This is a genomic window from Lacibacter luteus (genome assembly GCF_004118265.1).
GTDB classification, from domain to species: Bacteria; Bacteroidota; Bacteroidia; order Chitinophagales; family Chitinophagaceae; genus Lacibacter; species Lacibacter luteus.
Map to the genome: position 1 here is coordinate 1,634,307 of NZ_SDHW01000001.1, position 19,382 is coordinate 1,653,688.

Genomic DNA, 19,382 nt, shown 5'->3' on the forward strand with positions numbered 1-19,382 from the left:
GCTTCAATTTTTAATTAAGGAAGATTAATAACCGTTGTTTTGTGTTAAACCGGAAATTTCCACTTCACGTTGCGGAATAGGGAACACTTCGTGTTTCCCTGCAACAAAGCCGGTGATCTTTGCCGATGCCTGTGCTGTACGAACAAGATCAAAAAAGCGATCGCCTTCCATACCTAATTCCAAACGGCGTTCGTCCCAGATCGCCTGGCGTAATGCTGTACCTGTTGCAGCAACATCGTGCAGGTTATCGCCAAATGCACGGCGACGAACAAGATTGAGATACGTTTGTGCTTTTGCATCATTTGCAGTTGTTGAACGGTTAAATGCTTCTGCTGCCATCAGCAATACTTCTGCATAACGGATAATGCGGAAGTTGTTGGTATAGTTGAGCTCAAGCTGTCCGCTTGTTTCGCCTTTGCGTGGCAGATACTTCTGGTTGTATAAACCTGTATTCTTATAAGGTGCTACCTGGTACGTAATACCAAACGATGGATTTGCTGTTTTGTAGGCTTCAATATCAAGCACTGTTACTGCTTTACGCTGATCGCCTGCTGCATACGCATTCGCAAGGTTTTGTGTTGGAAGGTTCGTGCTCCATCCTGCTGAATAGGGCATTGATGCAGAACCATTCAATCCACGTATACCGCATTGCTGTACGGCATAGTTACCCTGGCCTCTTGTAGCACCACCCCAGTTGTAATAAGGTGAGTTGTTTGAGTACTGAATTTCAAAAACAGATTCAGGACCGTTTTCTCCACTTGACAAATACATCGAAGCAAAATTTGTTACCAGTGAAAATGCATTGGCTGTAACCACACTTTCGAGTACAGTTGCTGCAGCATCGAATTTGTTTTGATACAGTAATACTTTACCCAACAATGCCTGCGCTGCATATTTTGTAATGCGACCTTTCTGTTGCTGCACAGCAGGTAATACGGCAATAGCTGCGTTGAGATCGGCTTCGATCTGTTTGTACACATCTGCTTTGGGCGAACGGCCTATCGATTTACTATCGCTGAGGCTTAAACGCTTGTCAACAAACAAAGGCACATCGCCAAACATTTTTACCAGCGTGAAATAATAATAAGCACGGATAAAATATACTTCGCCATACAATGCTTCTTTACCTGCAAAATCAACAGCGTTGCCTGCAAGGTTTTTGTCTTTGTACTGCGTCATATAATTGGCACGGTTTACACCTTCGTAAGCCGATTGCCAGATTTCTGTAAGCTGGGAGTTTACAGGAGTATGTGTGTAATCATCGATCTGTTGCAGCGATAATACATCCGATGCATTTTCGCCACCACTAACGGCATTGTCAGATGCAATATCACCTATCGGCACTACCTGGTTGATCCATTGCAGCGGTGTGTACACACTCACCACCATTGTGCGGTAATCCGATTCTGATTGCAGATAATCGAGTTCAGTAATTCTGAAATCTTCACGTGGATTATAGTCCACCCATTTTTTACAGGAAGCAAGCGTAAGCATTAGCAAGCCTGCGATATAGAATAACGTCTTCTTCATTGTACTTTATTTTTAATGGAAGAATTATAATTTGATATCGAGACCAAGTGAATAAGTTCTGGCCTGAGGATACGCACCACGATCTACACCTGTATCGAGAATGCCTCCTGAAATTTCAGGATCGAAACCGGTGTATTTTGTAAAGGTGAATGCGTTACGTACCTGTGCATAAAGGCGTACACGGCTGAAAACTTTCTTCGTCATATTTTCAGGGAAGGTGTAACCAACCTGCAGGTTCTTGATCTTTACAAACGAACCATCTTCCACATATCTGTCCGATACACGGATGTTGCTGTTTGCATCTGTAAACGAATAACGTGGAGTGCGTGCATCGTTTGTTGAACCGGTGCCTGTCCAGCGGCCTAATATTTCTCTTGGCTTGTTGCTGAAGTTTGCATTACGGTCGAATGCTTTGTACACATCGTTACCAATAGAAGCATAGGTAAACATGTTAAAGTCAAAACCTTTGTATTCGAGTGTAAGATTCCAACCCATAGTGAAATCGGGGAATGGATCGCCGATCTTGGTTTGATCGCTGGCATTAATTACACCATCATTATTTACATCAACAAAACGGATATCGCCGGGCTGTGCACCTGTTTGTGTGGGTGCTTTTGTAATGTCATCAAAACTCTGGAACAAACCATTTGTTTTATAACCGTAGAAATAACCGGGTGTTTGTCCTTTTTCAAATACAGTTACAGTTTGCGATTGACCATTGAAATAACCACCGCCTAGAATTTTTGCAGTACCATCGCTATTGGTTGCAGTTACTTCGTTCTTTGCTGTTGTAAACGTAAGTGAAGTTGAGAGGCGGAATTCTTTACCGATGGTTTCGTTATAACCCAACGTCATATCAATACCTCTGCTCGATGTTGAACCGATGTTGGCAGTAGGAATAGGAACTGTACCGAGGTATAACGAAGCAGAAGGTGTAAACAATAAACCATCCACATTCTTCTGGAAATAATCGGCAGTTAAGTTGAATTTCTTTTTAAAGAACGTAATGTCGAAACCTGCGTTGATCTGCAATTGTTTTTCCCAACGCAATGCATTGTTTGCTGCAGAACCTACAGTTGAACCGGGATAGAATACATCGCCAAATGTATAACCATTACTGTTTGCTGTTGAACCATAACTTGGTCCGCCGGTGATGATGCCCACAAACTGCGGACTAACATTTTCGTTACCGATTGAACCATAGCTACCACGGATCTTTAAATAGTCTACAAAGCCGGGTTGAAAGAAATCTTCGTTCGATACTACCCAACCGAGTGAACCGGAGAAGAAGTTGGCAAATTTATTATCGATACCAAATGCATACGAACCATCACGACGTGCAGTAAACGATGCAAGGTATTTGTTATCGTAATCGTAGTTAATACGGCTGAAGTAAGAAAGGTTGCGACGGAAGTATTGATAATAATAACCTGTTACCGCATTGGTATTGGTTGCAGTGTTTGCACCTGTTGCAGCTGTAAAATCTGCAAACTCCCAGCTGTTAAACGGTACATCCTGACGACTTGCGCCTGCTGCATTACCGGTTGTTTTTGCCAATGAAAAACCAAGCACTGTTTCAAAATTGTTTTTTGTACCAATGTTGAAATTGTAGTTACCAAAGGTTTCCCATGTATAATTGAAGTTGCTGGTTTTATCGTGTGATACACTGTTGAAGCGACCAACAACCTGCGAACCATCGGCATTCATTGAGTTCTCAACATTCAGCGGACCATAAAACACCAACGGTGTAAAACTTTTTGAATTACCATCGTATTTGGTGTAGCCAAAACGTGTAGTTAATACCAGGTCTTTAATTACCGTGTACTGAAATTCGAACTTACCATAGAGTTTATTACCTACGTTTTTATTATACGTATTATCGAGTTTGGTAAGCGGGTTAAAAATTTCGGATAGTAAAAGATTGCTGAAACCGTACTTACCCACTGTGTTGGGTACATTATTATATACAGCAACTGTCGGGTCGAAATTCAAGGCACTGCCCAGCACACTGTTGAAGGAGTTTTCCTGTACACCCTTTGAATCGAGCAGTACAGCTGTAGTATTAATGATGAACTTTAATTTATTGGTAAGATTAAAGTTGAGGTTGGCAGTAAGGTTACCACGGTTGAAACGTGATTTATCATTACCACCAACAATACCACCCTGGTTTAAAAAACCTGCAGAAAGGAAGTACGACATTTTATCGCTGCCACCTCTTGCAGAAATATTGTGTGTTTGAAACGTAGCATTTTTAAACACTTCGTTTTGCCAGTTGGTACCAACACCCAGTGTGCTGATGTTCGGGAAAACAAGATTACCGCCTGCGGTAACACTGCCTTCGTTGATCATGGCTGCATACTCAGTTGCATTTAACACACCAATCGTGTTCATTACTTGTTGCACACCATAATTGGCGCTGAACATAATGTCGGTCTTTTGATTTTTGCGACCGCTTTTGGTTGTAACAACAATTACACCGTTACCACCTTTTACACCGTAGATGGCTGTTGTTGCAGCATCTTTTAATACGCTGATGGATTCGATGTCGGCAGCATTAATCGAATTGAAATCGGTTAAGGTTTGCGGCACACCATCAATAATTACCACGGGATCGGTACCGGAGAAAGAGGGAATACCACGGATGAGTACGGTAGGTTTCGAACCGGGTGAACCACTCTGGATTACGTTAACACCCGAAGCACGGCCCTGCAATGCTTCTTCGGTACGTACCGGTTTCAATTTTTCAATGTCGGCAGCTTTAATGGTGGCAATGGCACCAGAAACCTTGGTTACCTTTTGTGTACCATAACCTACTACTATTACTTCACCGAGATTAGAGGCAGCACTTTCTTCGAGCAAAATGGCAATATTGCCGGAACCGGTTACGGTATGCCGGTGAGTGGTCATACCCGTGTAGGAAATAAGCAATACCGAACCTTGCGATGCAGAGATGCTGAACAAACCCTGCGCATCGGTAAGGGTTGAGGCAGAACTACCTTCTACCTGAACGGTTGCCCCGGTGAGGGCTTCGCCTGTTGCTTTGTTTTTTACGCTTCCGCTTACAGTTAAACTCTGTGCGAAAGACTGCTGCAGAAAAGTGCCAAGGAAAAGAACAAGACACAAAATTGTGTACTTACATTTCATAAAGCAATCGTTTTAGTTAATAAATAATCAATGGGGATTGAAGGCCTAAAATTAGCAGCAGCCTCTACAGATGAGAAAAAAAGCCATTCATCATTACTACATCATTAAAACCAAATCATTGATTTTCAATAACTATCTACTACATCATTACTACATCATCTTTATTTTATACTTTCATCACTCGTATACTTACCTTCCATGAAAAAGTTAGTCCTCTTTTTATTGCTGCCGCTTGCTTTGGGTGCCCAAAACACCATTGGATTGCCCGATGTGATCAATTATTCCAAACAATCGTACAGTGCCGGGTTGCAGAATTGGGACATTAAGCAGGATAAAAACGGCATTATCTACTTCGCCAATAACGAAGGCCTTTTAAGTTTTGATGGCCGCTACTGGAACCTGTACCCATTACCCAACCGCACCATTGTACGCTCGGTAGAAATTGGCAGCGACAACAGAATTTATGTTGGTGGGCAGGATGAGTTGGGTTATTTCGCACCCGGTACAAACGGGCGGCTGGTCTATCATGCGCTTAATCAATTGTTAGCTGCAAAGGATAAATCGTTTGGTGATGTGTGGGATATTGTTGCCTTTAAAAAAGATATTTTCTTCCGCACCAATAACCGCATTTTCAAGTTCAGTAACGAGGCGATAGCTACATTTAAAGCCGTATCGGAATGGTCGTTTCTTGGTATTTGCAACAACAGGATCTATGCGCATGATTTTACCGGTGGGTTAATGCAATTTGAAAATAATGTAATGATGCCGCTTGTACTTACCGGCAGTTTTCCAAAAACGGATCCCGTTACAGCCTTACTACCTGCCGCAAGCGGCAGCATCCTGGTTACCACATTGAAAAACGGCATCTATACAATTACCGGAAACAGCATCAACAAATTTTCATCGCCCAACAACAGCCTTTTTGAAAACGAACGCATTTATGCAGCCACTCGTATTAATAAAGACTGGATCGCTCTTGCAACCAACAACAGTGGCGTATATATCATTGATGCAGCCGGCAACATCATCCAGAGTTTTGCAAAAACAGAAGGCTTACAGAACAACAATGTGCTGAGTATTTTTCTCGACAACCAAAGCAATCTCTGGCTGGGGCTTGATAATGGGATTGATTTTATTGCTTACAACAGTGCAGTAAAACACATTACTCCGCTGGGGCAGGATGGATCGGGCTATACTGCATATATTTATAACAACCGGCTTTTCACCGGCACATCAAACGGTATGTTCAGTGTTAACCTGCAGCAAATGCAGGATCTTAGTTTCAGCAAGGGAAATTTTGCGCCTGTAAACAATACCAAAGGACAAACCTGGAATCTTACAGAAATCAACAATCAGCTTTTACTTGGTCATCACGAAGGTGCTTTTATTATTAAAGACAATACAGCTGTTCCTTTTTCAAACACAGCAGGCTTCTGGAATTTTATTCCGCTGTCAACCACCTTTCCCACACAAAAAATTGTAGCCGGCACCTACCGTAACCTGCAGTTCTTCGATTATAAAAACGGGCAATTCATTGAAGCGGGTGCAGTGAATGATCTCATCGAATCGTGCCGTTTTGTTACCATTGATGAAGAAGATCATATCTGGGTATCGCATCCATACCATGGCGTGTACGAAATTATTCCTGCTGCAAATGGTTTTACCAACCGCATTTACACCGATAAAAATGGCTTGCCTTCAATTCTCAACAACCATGTTTACCAGGTAAAGAATGAAGTGGTTGTTGCTACAGAAAAAGGTGTGTACAGTTTCAACCATACAAAAAAACAATTTGAACCGTCGGCATTCTATAAAAAAATACTGGGCGATCAGAGCATACGCTATTTAAAAGAAGACGCTGCAGGCAACATCTGGTTCATGCACGAAAAAACATTGGGTGTAATCGATCTGTCGGGCAAACAACCGGCCATTATTTATTTGCCGGAGTTGAATAATAAAATGTTGAGTGGATTTGAATTTATCTACCCCGTTAATGAGTACAATATTTTCATGGGTGGAGAAAAAGGATTCTATCACATCAATTACGAAAAATACAAACAGCATGCATCTAACCTGCGTGTGCAGGTGCGTACGGTACGCATCATCAGCAAGCAGGACAGTCTTTTGTTTGGTGGTTACTTTAATAACGTAAACGAAAAACAGGAACAAAACACTGAAGCAGTACCAAGTGTTGCCAATCGCTGGAAAACAATACGCATTGAGTTTGCTTCCCCCCTGTTTGGTTTGCAACCAAACCTTGAATACAGTTACCGTTTAAAAGGTTTTGATAACAACTGGAGCGAGTGGAGTAAACGAACAGAAAAAGAATACACCAATCTGCCATCGGGCAATTACAGTTTTGAAGTAAAAGTGCGGAACAACCTTGGTAATGAAAGTGCCGTTGCTGTGTATGCATTTAAAATGTTGCCACCCTGGTACGAAACTACATGGGCTTACCTTTTATATATTCTGCTTTTTGCAGCAGGCATCTACACTGTTTACAAATGGCAGATAAAGAAATTTAAAGAACAACAGGTCAAACACGAAGAAGAACAAAAACGTTTGCAATACATTCATGAGCTTGAACGAAGCAAAACCGAAACAGAACTGGTTACGCTTCGTAATGAAAAACTGGAAGTGGAGATCAACTTTAAAAACTCAGAGCTTGCATCATCTGCCATGCATCTTGTAAAAAAAGGTGAGCTGCTTACAAAAATAAAATCGGAGCTGGAGCATGTAATGAAGGGGATTGATAATACACAAGCTACACAAGAGCTCAAAAAGATGATCAAGACATTGAGTGAAGATGACCAGATGGATCAGGAGTGGGAAAACTTTACCAAACACTTCGATAAAGTACACAGCGATTTTGTAGTGAGTCTGAAAGAAAAACATCCCTCCATCACCGGCAATGAAATTAAACTCTGTGCTTACCTGCGTATGAATTTATCTACCAAAGAAATTGCACAGCTGATGAATATTTCGGTAAGAGGTGTGGAGATCAGTCGTTACCGTTTGCGTAAAAAACTCGGCATTGCATCGGAAGTAAGTTTGTTCGATTACCTGATAAACCTGCATAGCGAAAGCTGAAGTGTAGAAAATTCTATACAGCCCACTTCCCCTTCAGTTGCCAGGTAAGCAACAAGATCATTACTGCAACAAAAAGATACAGCAACTGCAGCCAATGAAAGGCATCAATGAGCAGCAACTGCACCAATATCCAGCCACCTAAAACTACAGCAGATGCAAGAGACCAGTTGTAACGCAACGGATGTACCAGCAAATTAAAAACGGCCGCCACAAGATTTGTTCCGCCCACTACAACCGCAAGTATAATACCCGGCACCAGAAAAGAACGGAAGGCAGTATCGCTCAGCAATACTGTTGACATTTGCATGACCGAACCATCGGGAAAACTCACCAGCAACAAACCCGAAATGCTGGCCGTAAGTGCTGTAAAAGCAAGCAGCAGAAAAAGTAGCCATCGCATAACTGAACAGTTTAAATGAACAACACAAGAATCATACAAAACAACCTACAGTACCGTGCAATTTTCATGAGATGATGTGTTGCGTTGGCTGACACTCATCATAGGAATTTACATGTGCCATAGTTTAACTTACGGTAGCTAAAACCATAAGTTATGCTACAGGAAAATCAAACAATAAGCACACTGCATCATTTACTCGATGCTGAAGCAGGAAAATTCATAAGTGCGGAACATCAGCTCGGTCGTGAACTGCAGCAATGGATCAACATCGCCTGTTCGGCAAAGCTGAAAACTGTATTGCAACGCTACCGGCACGATATTGAAAACCACCTGCAACAGATGGATGAATTTATTAAACAGGAAAACCTGCAGAGTGTAAGCCTCAACAGCCGTATTATGAAAGCCTACATCGACGATACCAACGAAACACTGTTAAACTGCAGCGATGCCGAAGTAAAAGACGCCTGCCTGCTGGCAAGCGTTCAGCTCATCAATCATTACAAAATAAGTGCCTATGGTACAGCCGCTGCTTTTGCCAATGTATTGGAAATGGAAAAAGCCGCACAGTTTTTTCATCAGGCAGAAGTAAACGAAAAACAGATCGACGACAGGTTATCGCAACTCGCTCTTTATGAAATTAACAGCAGAGCGAAAGCACCCATTACATTACCCTAAAACAAATTATATGAATTTCAGATTTAACAACGAAGTAGCTATTCCACTTGGAGATATAGTATTAAAAGGCGAACTCAGCATTCCCCTTTCAGCAGAAGCGATCGTAATTTTTTCGCACACAAGCGGCAACGGCAGAAACAGTGCACGTAACAAAATGGTAGCAACTTATCTCCATCAGCATCATATCGGAACTCTTCTTTTCGATTTGCTTACAACAGAAGAAGAGTTGCAGTATCAAACACGTTTTGATGTTGCTATGCTTACGCAACGCCTGTACGGCACCACAAGATGGCTGCAAAAACAACCAACAGCAAAAAGCTGTTCACTCGGATTTTTTGCTGCAAGTACCGGTGCTGCTTCGGCATTAAAAGCATCGTTGCGCTTACCCGAAATTGAAGCGGTGGTTTGCAGAGGTGGCCGCCCCGATCTTGCAATGCAGGATCTGCCAAAGGTGAAAGCTCCGGTGTTACTGATTGTTGGAAGTTATGATACTGATGTGCTGGCACTGAACCGTAATGCATACAATATGCTTACCTGCAGAAGACGATTGGATATTGTTGAAAACGCAACGCACTTGTTTGAAGAAGACGGTAAAATGGAAATAGTGGAGAAACTGGCCTGTAAGTGGTTTGAACAGCATTTGCTCATGGCCGATCATCATGTTCATAAATCTTCATTATGAAATATGCCAACAGAAAAGATGCCGGACTAAAACTGGCATTCCAATTGCGCAAATTTACAATGGACGATTGTGTGGTTTGTGCAATACCCCATGGCGCAGTAGCCGTTGCTTTTGAAGTAGCAGCTTCTCTGAATTTTCCATTGCAACCGGTACTTACTAAAAAGATTGGTCACCCGGTTAATAAAGAATACGCCATTGGTGCAGCCAGTTTAACCGGTTATTTTGTTTGGGCCGATGATGCTATAAGTGATGATTATGTAAAAACAGAAGTAGAACGTATACAGGCACAACTGCAGGATATGCACAACAAGTTTATTACCGGCAGAAGAACGTTTACGCTGAAAGATAAAATACTGATTATAATCGATGATGGAATTGCTACCGGTAATACCATGCTGGCTGCCATTCAGCTGTTGCGAAAGGAAGAGCCATTAAAAATTGTGGTTGCAATACCGGTAGCTTCTTCGCAAGCTTATAAGTTTCTGCAACGGGATGCTGATGAAGTTGTGTGTTTACATCTTGCAGAAAATTTTACCGGTGTTGGTTCGTTTTATGAAGACTTTTCACAGGTAAATGATGCAGACGTCATTGCATACCTGGACGAAATGGAAAAAATTTACAAACATTCCGCACAAACCAACAGCTTATGAACCGATCCGTCCGTTGAAAAAGAAGACAGGTTTGCTATTGCTCATCATTAAAACAACGGTATGGAAAATCATAGCACAAAAATCGATGTACATTATTGCTACCCCGGCGAATACAGATTACTTCCTGAGTTGGAAATGCTTACGAGTGAATTACAGAAGCGCAGAGAAGGAATAGTATTACAACCCCTCATTAATGTAAAAGAAAATAATGAAGCACTGGTAATAGATGCAGCTGTACCCGGTGCCCGGCGGGAGCATTTTCTTATTGAAACAGAAAACCATGTATTATCCATTGCGTTGCTGATGCAATGCAGTGCAGATGAAGAAAAGGAAAACTGTTTTCAACTGCATGAGTTTAACTATGCCTGTTTTAACCGGCAAATTTCATTGCCCAAAAACGTTAATTCTGTGCTGGCTGTGGCAAGCTATAAAGAAGGCATGCTACATATTTATTTTCCGAAAGAAAAAGAAGCAACTTCTAAAGAAAAACAGCGCATTGTATTGTATTAACACGGGAAGCCGAATAATTGTTGGTTGAAAAAATAACCCGTACCAAAGCCGTAATAACAACATACGGGCGCTGTTGAAATTGAAAGTACATAAAACAAAAACCAATGGAAACATATTAAATAAAAATCACTAGTGACTGAAATCAGTCAATCCGCTGTTACGGGTCATAATCTGTAGCGGCAAACAACCCCATCTTTATCAAACAAAATCATTCGTTATGAAAAAGATTTTGCTGGCATTCGACGGCACTCATTTTTCAAACGGAGCATTTGAATTTGCCCGCTGGTTAAATGAGACAGAGCCTGTTTTAGTTACCGGCGCCTTTCTGCCACAGGCACAGGCAGCAAATATGTGGAGTTATGCCGATGGCATGAGTGGTCCTATGTTTGTTCCGCTGGTGGAAGAAAGAGACACGGAGGTTATGAAGGCGAATATTTCAAAATTCGAAACCCTTTGTCGAAAACACAACATCGAATACCGTGTGCACGAAGACACGTTTGATTTTGCCTTACCCGAGCTGAAAGCCGAAACCAGGTTTGCCGATGTGTTGATTATAGGCAGTGAAGTGTTTTACGAAAACCTGGGCGGTAAGCTCAACGATTATCTGCACGATGTTTTGCACAAAGCTGAGTGCCCGGTAATTGTGGTTCCGGAAAACTATGCGTTTCCAAAAACCAATGTTCTTTGTTACGATGGCAGCGATTCAAGTGTTTACGCCATTAAGCAGTTTGCGTACATCTTCCCCGAACTGGCGAAGCAACCAACAATGCTGGTGTACATACACAAGGATGGTACAAACAATCTTCCTCAACAGGTTAACATCGAAGAGCTCACTGCACGACACTTCAGTGATCTTACATTGATGAAACTGGATATGAGTGCTGATAAACACTTCGGCACATGGATGAACAACCGTGAAGCAGCAATGCTGGTTGCAGGAAGTTTTGGCCGCTCTGCATTATCGGAACTTGTAAGGAAGAGCCTGGTAAAAGATGTAATTACCGAGCATAAACTTCCGGTATTTATAGCACACAGATAACACAGATAGATAGCAATTTGGTTGGTGATTGTTCGGGGCCGATGTCAATCGGCCCCTCTTTTTTTTATGTTTAACGTCAGCTTGTACTGCAACCAACATCATCGGTTAAACATATCTGCAACCGTAAGTTTATACTGCTTAACAAACAGCCATATAAAAACAAAATCAATCATGAAAAAGAATCTTGGCAATATCGACAGAGTTATCCGCCTTGTTACAGCAGGTGTTTTGGCAATGCTTTGGTTTCAAAACGTTATAACCGGCACATGGGCTATTGTGGCACTTGTAATTGCAGTGGTATTTGCATTAACAGGTTTTATAAGCTGGTGCCCCATTTATGCAATGCTTGGTATTAAAAGCAATGCGGTAAAATAGAAGCAGCTTCCATCTTAGATTATAAATTATGTGAACATTGTTTCCTGTAATTTCACAGGGTAAACAATTCTATGGATTCAATTACGCACATTGCACTGGGTGCCTGTATCGGCGAAGCTTTTTTTGAAAAAGGTTTTAGCAAAAAAGCAATGCTATGGGGTGCATTGGCACAAAGTATTCCTGATATTGATTTTGTGGCTTCGTTCTGGATGAATACAGCTGATGATCTTTTAGCGCATCGTGGCTTTACACATTCACTTTTGTTTGCATTGCTGATTGTGCCTGCTATGGCAATGACTGCTGAGAAAATTCACCGGCCGCATGATATATCTTTTAAAAAATGGACCCTGTTTTTTACTGCAGAAGTATTGATGCACCTGTTCCTCGACGGGTTTAATAACTATGGTATTGGCTGGCTGGTTCCTTTCAGCGATGTACGTTTTTCATTTAACATATTGTATGTGGCCGATCCTTTGTTTTCGATATGGCCGGGCATTGCATTTATTATGTTGTTTCTTGTACATAGCCATCACCGTTTGCGTCCGTTACTGTGGAAGATCGGTTTGTTTGTTCCATTCCTGTACCTGGCTTACTGTGTAACCAATAAATTAACTATTGATAAAGAAGTGCGCCAGCAGTTTGCAGAACAGAACATTCCACATCAACGTTACTTTACCACACCATCGCCGCTCAACAACTGGTTATGGTATGTTGTAAGTGGTGATGATAAAGGTTACTATATTGGTTTTCGATCGGTGTTCGACAGTAAACCAAAAATTGATTTCACGTTCTTTCCAAGAAACGACAGCTTATTGAAGCCCGTCGCCGACCACGAGGATTTGCAGCAGCTTATTCGTTTTTCACAGCAGTTTTATACAGTAGAAAAATGGAACGACACACTTGTGTTCAACGATCTTCGTTTCGGACAAATACTCGGCTGGCGCAACCCGAAAGAGAAATTTGTATTCCACTATTTTTTACAACAGCCCGACAATAACAAATTGATTGTACAACGTGGTCGCTTCACCGGGTGGAACAAAGAAGAAATACTGTATTTGTTGAAGAGGATAAGGGGCAATTGAGTTTCTGGTTTATCGTTTTTTGTTGCTGATTGCCTGTTACAGGTTATGGGTTACGGGTAATGGACACTTTTCACTTTTCTTCCGTCGTCTTCTCATCAGCTTCTCTGCCGGAAATAAAATGTAAACAGGAAAAAAATCAACCGTATCATTTCATAACAGATGCGTTGCCAGATGCGTTTGATGAGTGTATTGTGTTTTTCAAATTCTTTTTCAGTTATCTGTACACAATCTTTAGTAATAATTTCTTCCAATGCCTGTTCGGCCTGTTGCGCAAATGCAGCATGCTGTACATCAAGATTCAGTTCAATACTTGCATATGCACTGATGTTATTAATATTGTACGAACCAATGGTTACAAACCTGGTATCGTAGGTGCTGAGTTTGCCATGCAATACATTGGGCTGGTATTCGTACAGCTGAATATTATTGCGGAACATCCAGCGATACAGATAACGTTCGGCATGTTTGGCCATCGATATATCGCTTGTACCTGCAGTAATCACTTTTATAACAACACCACGTTTGGCAGCATGCGCCAGGTTTCTGCGAAAAGCAGCACCGGGTAAAAAATAACTCGACATCATGGTGATATGCGATGTTGCTTTCCTGAACATTTCAAGGTAGCTGCGGCTTATCTGGTTTTTGCGCCTTACCCAATCGTTGCGGCGAACACGCACCAAACATTCTTTACCACGCAGGTGCAGTTGAGCTTCGCTTTGCAATTGATGTTTACGTTTTTTACCCCAGCCTGCTTTATTCCAAACTTCCACACAAAGATTAAACAGCTCTGCACTCACTTCTCCTTTGGCATGCACAGCCCAATCGAGCCATGCCTTTTGGCCAGGCATATCATTATAGCGATTGGAAATATTTACACCGGCTACCATGCTGTGTACTGCATCAACAACCAGCAGTTTATGGTGTAATCTTCTGCCAACATAAAATCTTCTGCTGCGGAAAACAGGTTCAAACCAACGAAAGAAAATTCCTGATTGTTTTAATTGCAGAATAAAAGGTTCGGGTAAATGTTGCGATGCATAACCATCGAGCAATAAATAAACCTGTACACCACGCCTGGCAGCATCCATCAATGCGTTTGCCACCATTGTACCGGTTTCATCTGCATCAAAAATATAGGTTTGTAAATGTACCGAGTACTGTGCATTGTTTACCAGTTCGAGCAGCGTTTCAAAATAATCTGCACCACCACGTATTAACTGCACCTCGTTATGGGTACTGTATGCTGAAGAAACAGGAAATGGTTTACCTCCCGACATGCAGCCAAATTACAGATTATCTTTTTTCAAACCTTTCCGTTTTTTCTTCACTAACTATTTTATACATGAACATACTGCTGCATGTTGATGACTCCTGCATGCATTTAAATGAAATCTTTGGAAATTGAGTTTTATCAAAACGGGTAATGACAACCATCATTTGGTAATATGAATTGATAAAATATCTTTATCCATCCGTTAATGATTTTGCCATGCTGGGTATACTATCTAAAGGAGAGATCGAGGAGCTGCTGTATGGCAGCAACCTCGGTCGTATTGGTTGCAGTTACAATGGAAAAACCTACGTAGTGCCTGTAAACTATATTTACGATGGCCGTTGTGTACTTGCACATTCTGTTGAAGGCATGAAAATTCAGATCATGCGCAAAAATCCTTCTGTTTGTTTTGAAGTAGACGAGATCAGCAACAACAAAAACTGGAAGAGTGTAATTGCACAAGGTACCTATACAGAACTTACCGGCGAGCGTGAACGGTACGATGCCATGAAACTGTTTGTAGACCGGATGCTGAAACTAAAGATCAGCAGCACGACACACCCGCCCGAACCGGAACCCGAACGTTTACACAACAGCAGTTCGGCTAAACCGGTTATCTACCGCATTCTTCTTACCGAAAAAACGGGGCGTTACGAAAAAGAATAGTTCAACTTCATTAGCCTGCATGATGCTCATCATTGTAAACGGCTTTTGTAAAGAGTAACTTAGAACCGATATAACAGTTTATTCACCTGTAAATATTTTTTATGAACACAATTGGTAAAATTGCCATCGCTGCTGCAGCAGGTGTTGTTGCAGGTGCAGTTGCAGGAATTTTGTTTGCACCCGATAAAGGTGAAAACACACGTAAAAAAATTATGGACAGCGGTAAAAAATTAACCGACACTGTTAAAGGCAAACTTGATGGCCTGAAGGTGAACGTTCGTGGCAAAGCCGAATCTGTAAAAGAAGAAATGGGCGAACTCGTATAACCCAAACTGTTGATGATGCAGGAAACATTTGCCAAAGCAGAAGAACTGGCCGGACATGTAAGGGAATACATCCATAACCGTTTGGATGTAGCAAAGCTCGATACTGCTGAAAAAACATCGAAAGTGGCAGCATTCATTATTGCAGTGGTAACCGTTGCAGTATTTATTTTCAGTTTTATATTTTTTGCCAGTGTGGCTTTGGCATTTGTTTTTTCAAGAACTACAGGTTCGCTTGCAGGAGGCTTTTTAATTGTAGCCGGTATTTATTTGTTGATCGGGATCATTATCTGGCTGTTGAAAGACCGTATTATTCAACTGCCCATTATGAATGCTTTGCTGAAACAATTGTTCCGGGAAGAGGAAGACGACGATGAAGAAAATTAAAACAATAAAACAATTAAAACTCCGGCGCAAACAACTGGAGCAACGAAAAGCCGAACTTGAAAAAGCCATCCATTACGATTGGCTGGATGTTAAAGAAAGCATCCACCCTAAAAATGTAGCAGGGCAGGTATTTGCAAGTATGTTCGAAAAAGAAAAAGCAAACGGCGAATCGTCGCTGGCCGAAACCTTATCGCAACTGGCAGCTGTTCTTACAAAGATCGGTGTTGAAAAAGCCGAAGAGAAAGTAGCCGAATGGCTGAATAAAAAGAAATGATGCTTACTGGCCCTGCAATCGCAAGTAGCCGCCCCCAACCGGGTGGCTATTTGATTTATGAGCTGTTTGTAGCAATTGTTAAAAGCATTTCTTTCAACATCGCTTTTCTCTGATGTGAATCACAGCCTTCATTGATGTTCATTCTTGAAAAAAACCTTACTGCAACCGTATCTTCAAACTGTTCAAATAATTAATCACACATAAACAAAGGAGGTGTATATGTCAACAAGAGCGCTAACAAAACCTGGCATGTTACCAACAGTGTTCGATGATTTCTTTAAACCCTGGAACGAATGGTTCGATAATGGCAATTCGTTTCTCGGCCGTACGATGACAATGCCTGCAGTTAACATTGTTGAGAACAAAGAAGACTACATGGTATCTCTTGCTGTACCCGGAATGAACAAAGAAGATTTCAATATTGATGTTGAAGGCAACATGCTCACCATCAGCAGCGAAAAAGAAGAAAAGAAAGAAGAAAAAGAAGATAAGTACACCCGTAAGGAATACAACTATTCTTCTTTCAGCCGCAGCTTTACTTTACCGGATGAAGTAAACAAAGAAAAAATTGAAGCGAAATACGAAGATGGTGTGTTGAAACTGATGCTTCCTAAAAGAGAGGAAGCGAAGAAGCTCGCAGCGGGCAAACATATCGCTGTAAAATAATCCCGCCGATGGCGTGATTGTAACCCGGGCCCTGCCGCAATAGATTTGTGGTGGGGCTTTTTTGTTTATGAGCATCATCAGTTTATTTTCTGATAATGGTCAGAAAGCAGCAAACAGACCGGTTCTAATTTGCAGCCTGTTATGAGTACGAGTGTAAAATCAACCATTCAATGTTATCACTGTGGAGAGGAATGTGTTACTGAAACCATTCAACTGGCCGATAAAACCTTCTGCTGCCAGGGTTGTAAAACCGTTTACCAGGTGTTGAACCAGAGTGATCTGTGCAATTACTACGAGCTCAACAAAAATCCCGGCACTACACAACGCATTACTGTTCGCAAAGACAAATTCTCTTTTCTCGACGATGAAAAAATTCAGCAACAGCTGGTCTCGTTCCGTAACAGCGAACAAACCCATGTAACGTTTTACCTGCCGCAGATCCATTGCAGCTCCTGTTTATGGCTGCTGGAAAATCTGCATCGGCTGAACAGCGATGTTGTATCATCAAGAGTAAACTTTACACGTAAAGAAGTAGCGATCATCTTCAACCATAACCGCAGTTCGTTACGCACCGTTGCCGAATTGTTGACAAGTATCGGTTACGAACCGTACATCAGCTTACAAAATCTGCAACAGGCAAAGCCACGCATTCAACGCAGTTTAATTTACCAGTTAGGTGTGGCCGGTTTTTGTTTTGCCAACATTATGCTCATGAGCTTTCCCGAATATCTCGGACTGGAGGAAGCAGAAAAAAGCATGCAATATCTTTTCCGTTATTTCAATCTTATACTATCACTCCCTGTACTGTTATACAGTTCGCTGCCGTTTTACCAAAGTGCATGGGGCAGTTTAAAACATAAGTATCTCAATATTGATGCACCAATCGCTCTGGCCATCATCATGACCTTTGGCCGCAGCCTCTACGAAGTACTCAGCAATACAGGCAGCGGTTATTTCGATTCCATGAGTGGTATTGTGTTTTTTATGCTGGTGGGCCGTGTACTGCAGGAAAAAACCTATCAACAATTATCGTTCGAACGTGATTATACATCTTACTTCCCTATTGCAGTAACAGTAATCAAAGACAAAAAAGAAATTCCTACTGCATTACCCGATATTAAAGTGGGCGACACCATTCTCATCCACAACGAAGAATTAATTCCGGTTGATGGTTTATTGACCAAAGGCAAAGCATTGATCGATTATAGTTTTGTTACCGGCGAATCATTACCTGTATTGAAGGAAATGGGTGAACTGTTGTATGCCGGCGGCAAACAAACCGGCAGCAATATTGAATTACTGGTAATGAAAGAAGTGGCACAGAGTTATTTAACACGCCTCTGGAACAACGATGATAAACAGAAAGCTGCCAAGGTTTCTTTTGTTGATTCATTAAGCCGCTACTTTACCTGGATCGTTTTTGCGTTGGCAGCAGCTGGTGCTTTGTACTGGAGTTTTTATGATGGCGGCAAAGCATGGAATGTGGTAACTACTATTCTGATTGTTGCCTGCCCCTGTGCTTTATTGCTCAGCAACAGTTTTACCAATGGCAATGTATTGCGCATACTCGGCAACAACAAACTGTATTTGCGTAATGCACAAACTATTGAAGAAATTGCCGAAGTCAATCATATTGTATTCGATAAAACAGGCACACTTACAACAACCGAAGCACAGGATATATTTTTTTCAGGCGAACCATTTACCGATGAAATTGCAGGCTGCATTGCTGCACTGGCAGCACAAAGCACACACCCGTTGAGTAAACTGCTGGCGAAAGAATTTAAACAAGATGGAGCGTTTACAGTAAAACAGTTTCGTGAATCAACAGGCAAAGGTATCAGTGGTATTGTTAACCAACGTATCATCAGTTTAGGATCGGCAGAGTTTATAACCGGTTATGCCTCGCAGAAATTTGAAGGCAGCACCGTATATGTTTCTGTTGATGGTTCGTTGCCGGGCTACTTCAGCATACGCAATCATTACCGTACACATATCTTCGAACAGATAAAACAATTACGGAAGCAATACCGCATTTCCATTTTGAGTGGCGATAATGAAAGTGAACGTTTGAATTTACAGAGAGAGTTGGGCATGGATGTAAAATTGTTTTTCAATCAACAGCCGCACGACAAACTCTGCTACATTCAACAATTACAACAAGGCGGACAAAAAGTAATGATGATCGGCGATGGTTTGAACGATGCAGGTGCATTGAAACAAGCAGATGCAGGTATTGCAGTAACCGAAAGCACCAACAACTTTACACCTGCCAGCGATGGTATACTGGAAGCCAATCAGCTCAACCGCCTTTCAGCTTATCTACAATTTACAAAAGCAAACAAACGTGTGGTGCTTGCAAGCTTTGTGCTTTCCATTCTCTACAACATCATTGGTTTAAGCTTTGCACTTAAAGGCGTTTTATCGCCCATGATTGCTGCTATATTGATGCCATCCAGTTCGCTCAGCATTATTCTGCTCACATTCGGCGCATCATCGTTGTATGCACGTTTGCTAGGCTTACGGAAGAAACAGCAATTGTGAACAAAGAACAAGTGGAGAGTAATAAGTAACCAGTAGTATAAGACAGCATCTTTCAGACTTCCCGTCTTTCTG

Annotated in this window: 18 protein-coding genes; 14 read left to right on the plus strand and 4 right to left on the minus strand. The window is 41.7% G+C overall.

What is annotated here, in order from left to right:
• Nucleotides 1-24: 24 nt before the first annotated feature.
• Nucleotides 25-1,530, minus strand: coding sequence for a RagB/SusD family nutrient uptake outer membrane protein (locus ESA94_RS06425; protein ID WP_129130001.1), 1,506 nt, complete (start codon nt 1,528-1,530; stop codon nt 25-27).
• 24 nt (nt 1,531-1,554) lie between these two features.
• Entirely contained in the window at nt 1,555-4,674 is a 3,120-nt protein-coding gene (locus ESA94_RS06430) for a SusC/RagA family TonB-linked outer membrane protein (protein WP_129130002.1), read from the minus strand.
• 198 nt (nt 4,675-4,872) lie between these two features.
• On the opposite strand from ESA94_RS06430, the gene ESA94_RS06435 reads away from it, so the two are divergent.
• Entirely contained in the window at nt 4,873-7,764 is a 2,892-nt protein-coding gene (locus ESA94_RS06435; RefSeq protein WP_129130003.1) for a triple tyrosine motif-containing protein, read from the plus strand.
• Nucleotides 7,765-7,777: 13 nt separating this feature from the next.
• Here the strand turns inward: ESA94_RS06435 and ESA94_RS06440 are convergent, their stop codons facing one another.
• On the minus strand, nt 7,778-8,164 hold the full coding sequence (locus tag ESA94_RS06440; RefSeq protein WP_129130004.1) for a hypothetical protein: 387 nt from the start codon (nt 8,162-8,164) through the stop codon (nt 7,778-7,780).
• A gap of 153 nt (nt 8,165-8,317) precedes the next feature.
• On the opposite strand from ESA94_RS06440, the gene ESA94_RS06445 reads away from it, so the two are divergent.
• The 7 genes from ESA94_RS06445 to ESA94_RS06475 all read left to right on the plus strand — a co-directional run bounded on the left by ESA94_RS06445 (nt 8,318) and on the right by ESA94_RS06475 (nt 13,177).
• Nucleotides 8,318-8,839 (plus strand): YciE/YciF ferroxidase family protein, encoded by a 522-nt coding sequence (locus ESA94_RS06445; protein ID WP_129130005.1) that lies wholly within the window; start codon nt 8,318-8,320, stop codon nt 8,837-8,839.
• 10 nt (nt 8,840-8,849) lie between these two features.
• A complete protein-coding gene (locus tag ESA94_RS06450; protein ID WP_129130006.1) occupies nt 8,850-9,521 on the plus strand; it encodes a dienelactone hydrolase family protein in 672 nt (223 codons plus the stop codon).
• Nucleotides 9,518-10,171: a phosphoribosyltransferase gene (locus ESA94_RS06455; RefSeq protein WP_129130007.1), complete on the plus strand. Its 654-nt coding sequence runs from the start codon at nt 9,518-9,520 to the stop codon at nt 10,169-10,171. Before ESA94_RS06450 ends, ESA94_RS06455 begins: the two co-directional genes overlap by 4 nt.
• Before the next feature lie 60 nt (nt 10,172-10,231).
• The gene (locus ESA94_RS06460) at nt 10,232-10,681 is read left to right on the plus strand and encodes an Hsp20/alpha crystallin family protein (protein ID WP_129130008.1); all 450 of its coding nucleotides are present in this window, start codon (nt 10,232-10,234) and stop codon (nt 10,679-10,681) included.
• Between the two features lie 217 nt (nt 10,682-10,898).
• Nucleotides 10,899-11,720, plus strand: a complete 822-nt coding sequence (locus ESA94_RS06465) for a universal stress protein (protein ID WP_129130009.1) — start codon at nt 10,899-10,901, stop codon at nt 11,718-11,720.
• Nucleotides 11,721-11,891: 171 nt separating this feature from the next.
• The gene (locus ESA94_RS06470) at nt 11,892-12,095 is read left to right on the plus strand and encodes a YgaP family membrane protein (RefSeq protein WP_129130010.1); all 204 of its coding nucleotides are present in this window, start codon (nt 11,892-11,894) and stop codon (nt 12,093-12,095) included.
• A 71-nt stretch (nt 12,096-12,166) separates the two neighbouring features.
• Nucleotides 12,167-13,177, plus strand: a complete 1,011-nt coding sequence (locus ESA94_RS06475) for a metal-dependent hydrolase (protein ID WP_129130011.1) — start codon at nt 12,167-12,169, stop codon at nt 13,175-13,177.
• A 95-nt stretch (nt 13,178-13,272) separates the two neighbouring features.
• Here ESA94_RS06475 and ESA94_RS06480 read toward each other — a convergent pair whose 3' ends face one another.
• A complete protein-coding gene (locus tag ESA94_RS06480) occupies nt 13,273-14,454 on the minus strand; it encodes a phospholipase D-like domain-containing protein (protein WP_129130012.1) in 1,182 nt (393 codons plus the stop codon).
• Nucleotides 14,455-14,627: 173 nt separating this feature from the next.
• Between ESA94_RS06480 and ESA94_RS06485 the strand changes: the two genes are divergently transcribed.
• The 6 genes from ESA94_RS06485 (at nt 14,628) to ESA94_RS06510 (ending at nt 19,310) form a co-directional block, all read left to right on the plus strand.
• On the plus strand, nt 14,628-15,116 hold the full coding sequence (locus ESA94_RS06485) for a pyridoxamine 5'-phosphate oxidase family protein (RefSeq protein WP_205755919.1): 489 nt from the start codon (nt 14,628-14,630) through the stop codon (nt 15,114-15,116).
• Between the two features lie 101 nt (nt 15,117-15,217).
• Nucleotides 15,218-15,442, plus strand: a complete 225-nt coding sequence (locus ESA94_RS06490) for a YtxH domain-containing protein (RefSeq protein WP_129130013.1) — start codon at nt 15,218-15,220, stop codon at nt 15,440-15,442.
• Between the two features lie 12 nt (nt 15,443-15,454).
• Nucleotides 15,455-15,826 carry a phage holin family protein gene (locus tag ESA94_RS06495; protein WP_129130014.1) on the plus strand — a complete coding sequence of 124 codons (372 nt, stop codon included), beginning with the start codon at nt 15,455-15,457 and terminating at the stop codon, nt 15,824-15,826.
• Complete coding sequence (locus ESA94_RS06500; RefSeq protein WP_129130015.1) at nt 15,813-16,100, plus strand: hypothetical protein; 288 nt, start codon at nt 15,813-15,815, stop codon at nt 16,098-16,100. The genes ESA94_RS06495 and ESA94_RS06500 overlap by 14 nt, the downstream gene beginning before the upstream one ends.
• Before the next feature lie 219 nt (nt 16,101-16,319).
• Complete coding sequence (locus ESA94_RS06505; RefSeq protein ID WP_129130016.1) at nt 16,320-16,766, plus strand: Hsp20/alpha crystallin family protein; 447 nt, start codon at nt 16,320-16,322, stop codon at nt 16,764-16,766.
• Nucleotides 16,767-16,907: 141 nt separating this feature from the next.
• On the plus strand, nt 16,908-19,310 hold the full coding sequence (locus ESA94_RS06510; RefSeq protein ID WP_129130017.1) for a heavy metal translocating P-type ATPase: 2,403 nt from the start codon (nt 16,908-16,910) through the stop codon (nt 19,308-19,310).
• Nucleotides 19,311-19,382: the final 72 nt, after the last annotated feature.

Excerpts from the sequence above, each read along its gene's own strand:
- ESA94_RS06425 (WP_129130001.1), bottom strand. The coding sequence starts at position 1,530 with ATGAAGAAGACGTTATTCTATATCGCAGGCTTGCTAATGCTTACGCTT.
- ESA94_RS06430 (WP_129130002.1), bottom strand. The coding sequence starts at position 4,674 with ATGAAATGTAAGTACACAATTTTGTGTCTTGTTCTTTTCCTTGGCACT.
- ESA94_RS06435 (WP_129130003.1), top strand. The coding sequence starts at position 4,873 with ATGAAAAAGTTAGTCCTCTTTTTATTGCTGCCGCTTGCTTTGGGTGCC.
- ESA94_RS06440 (WP_129130004.1), bottom strand. The coding sequence starts at position 8,164 with ATGCGATGGCTACTTTTTCTGCTGCTTGCTTTTACAGCACTTACGGCC.
- ESA94_RS06445 (WP_129130005.1), top strand. The coding sequence starts at position 8,318 with ATGCTACAGGAAAATCAAACAATAAGCACACTGCATCATTTACTCGAT.
- ESA94_RS06450 (WP_129130006.1), top strand. The coding sequence starts at position 8,850 with ATGAATTTCAGATTTAACAACGAAGTAGCTATTCCACTTGGAGATATA.
- ESA94_RS06455 (WP_129130007.1), top strand. The coding sequence starts at position 9,518 with ATGAAATATGCCAACAGAAAAGATGCCGGACTAAAACTGGCATTCCAA.
- ESA94_RS06460 (WP_129130008.1), top strand. The coding sequence starts at position 10,232 with ATGGAAAATCATAGCACAAAAATCGATGTACATTATTGCTACCCCGGC.
- ESA94_RS06465 (WP_129130009.1), top strand. The coding sequence starts at position 10,899 with ATGAAAAAGATTTTGCTGGCATTCGACGGCACTCATTTTTCAAACGGA.
- ESA94_RS06470 (WP_129130010.1), top strand. The coding sequence starts at position 11,892 with ATGAAAAAGAATCTTGGCAATATCGACAGAGTTATCCGCCTTGTTACA.
- ESA94_RS06475 (WP_129130011.1), top strand. The coding sequence starts at position 12,167 with ATGGATTCAATTACGCACATTGCACTGGGTGCCTGTATCGGCGAAGCT.
- ESA94_RS06480 (WP_129130012.1), bottom strand. The coding sequence starts at position 14,454 with ATGTCGGGAGGTAAACCATTTCCTGTTTCTTCAGCATACAGTACCCAT.
- ESA94_RS06490 (WP_129130013.1), top strand. The coding sequence starts at position 15,218 with ATGAACACAATTGGTAAAATTGCCATCGCTGCTGCAGCAGGTGTTGTT.
- ESA94_RS06495 (WP_129130014.1), top strand. The coding sequence starts at position 15,455 with ATGATGCAGGAAACATTTGCCAAAGCAGAAGAACTGGCCGGACATGTA.
- ESA94_RS06500 (WP_129130015.1), top strand. The coding sequence starts at position 15,813 with ATGAAGAAAATTAAAACAATAAAACAATTAAAACTCCGGCGCAAACAA.
- ESA94_RS06505 (WP_129130016.1), top strand. The coding sequence starts at position 16,320 with ATGTCAACAAGAGCGCTAACAAAACCTGGCATGTTACCAACAGTGTTC.
- ESA94_RS06510 (WP_129130017.1), top strand. The coding sequence starts at position 16,908 with ATGAGTACGAGTGTAAAATCAACCATTCAATGTTATCACTGTGGAGAG.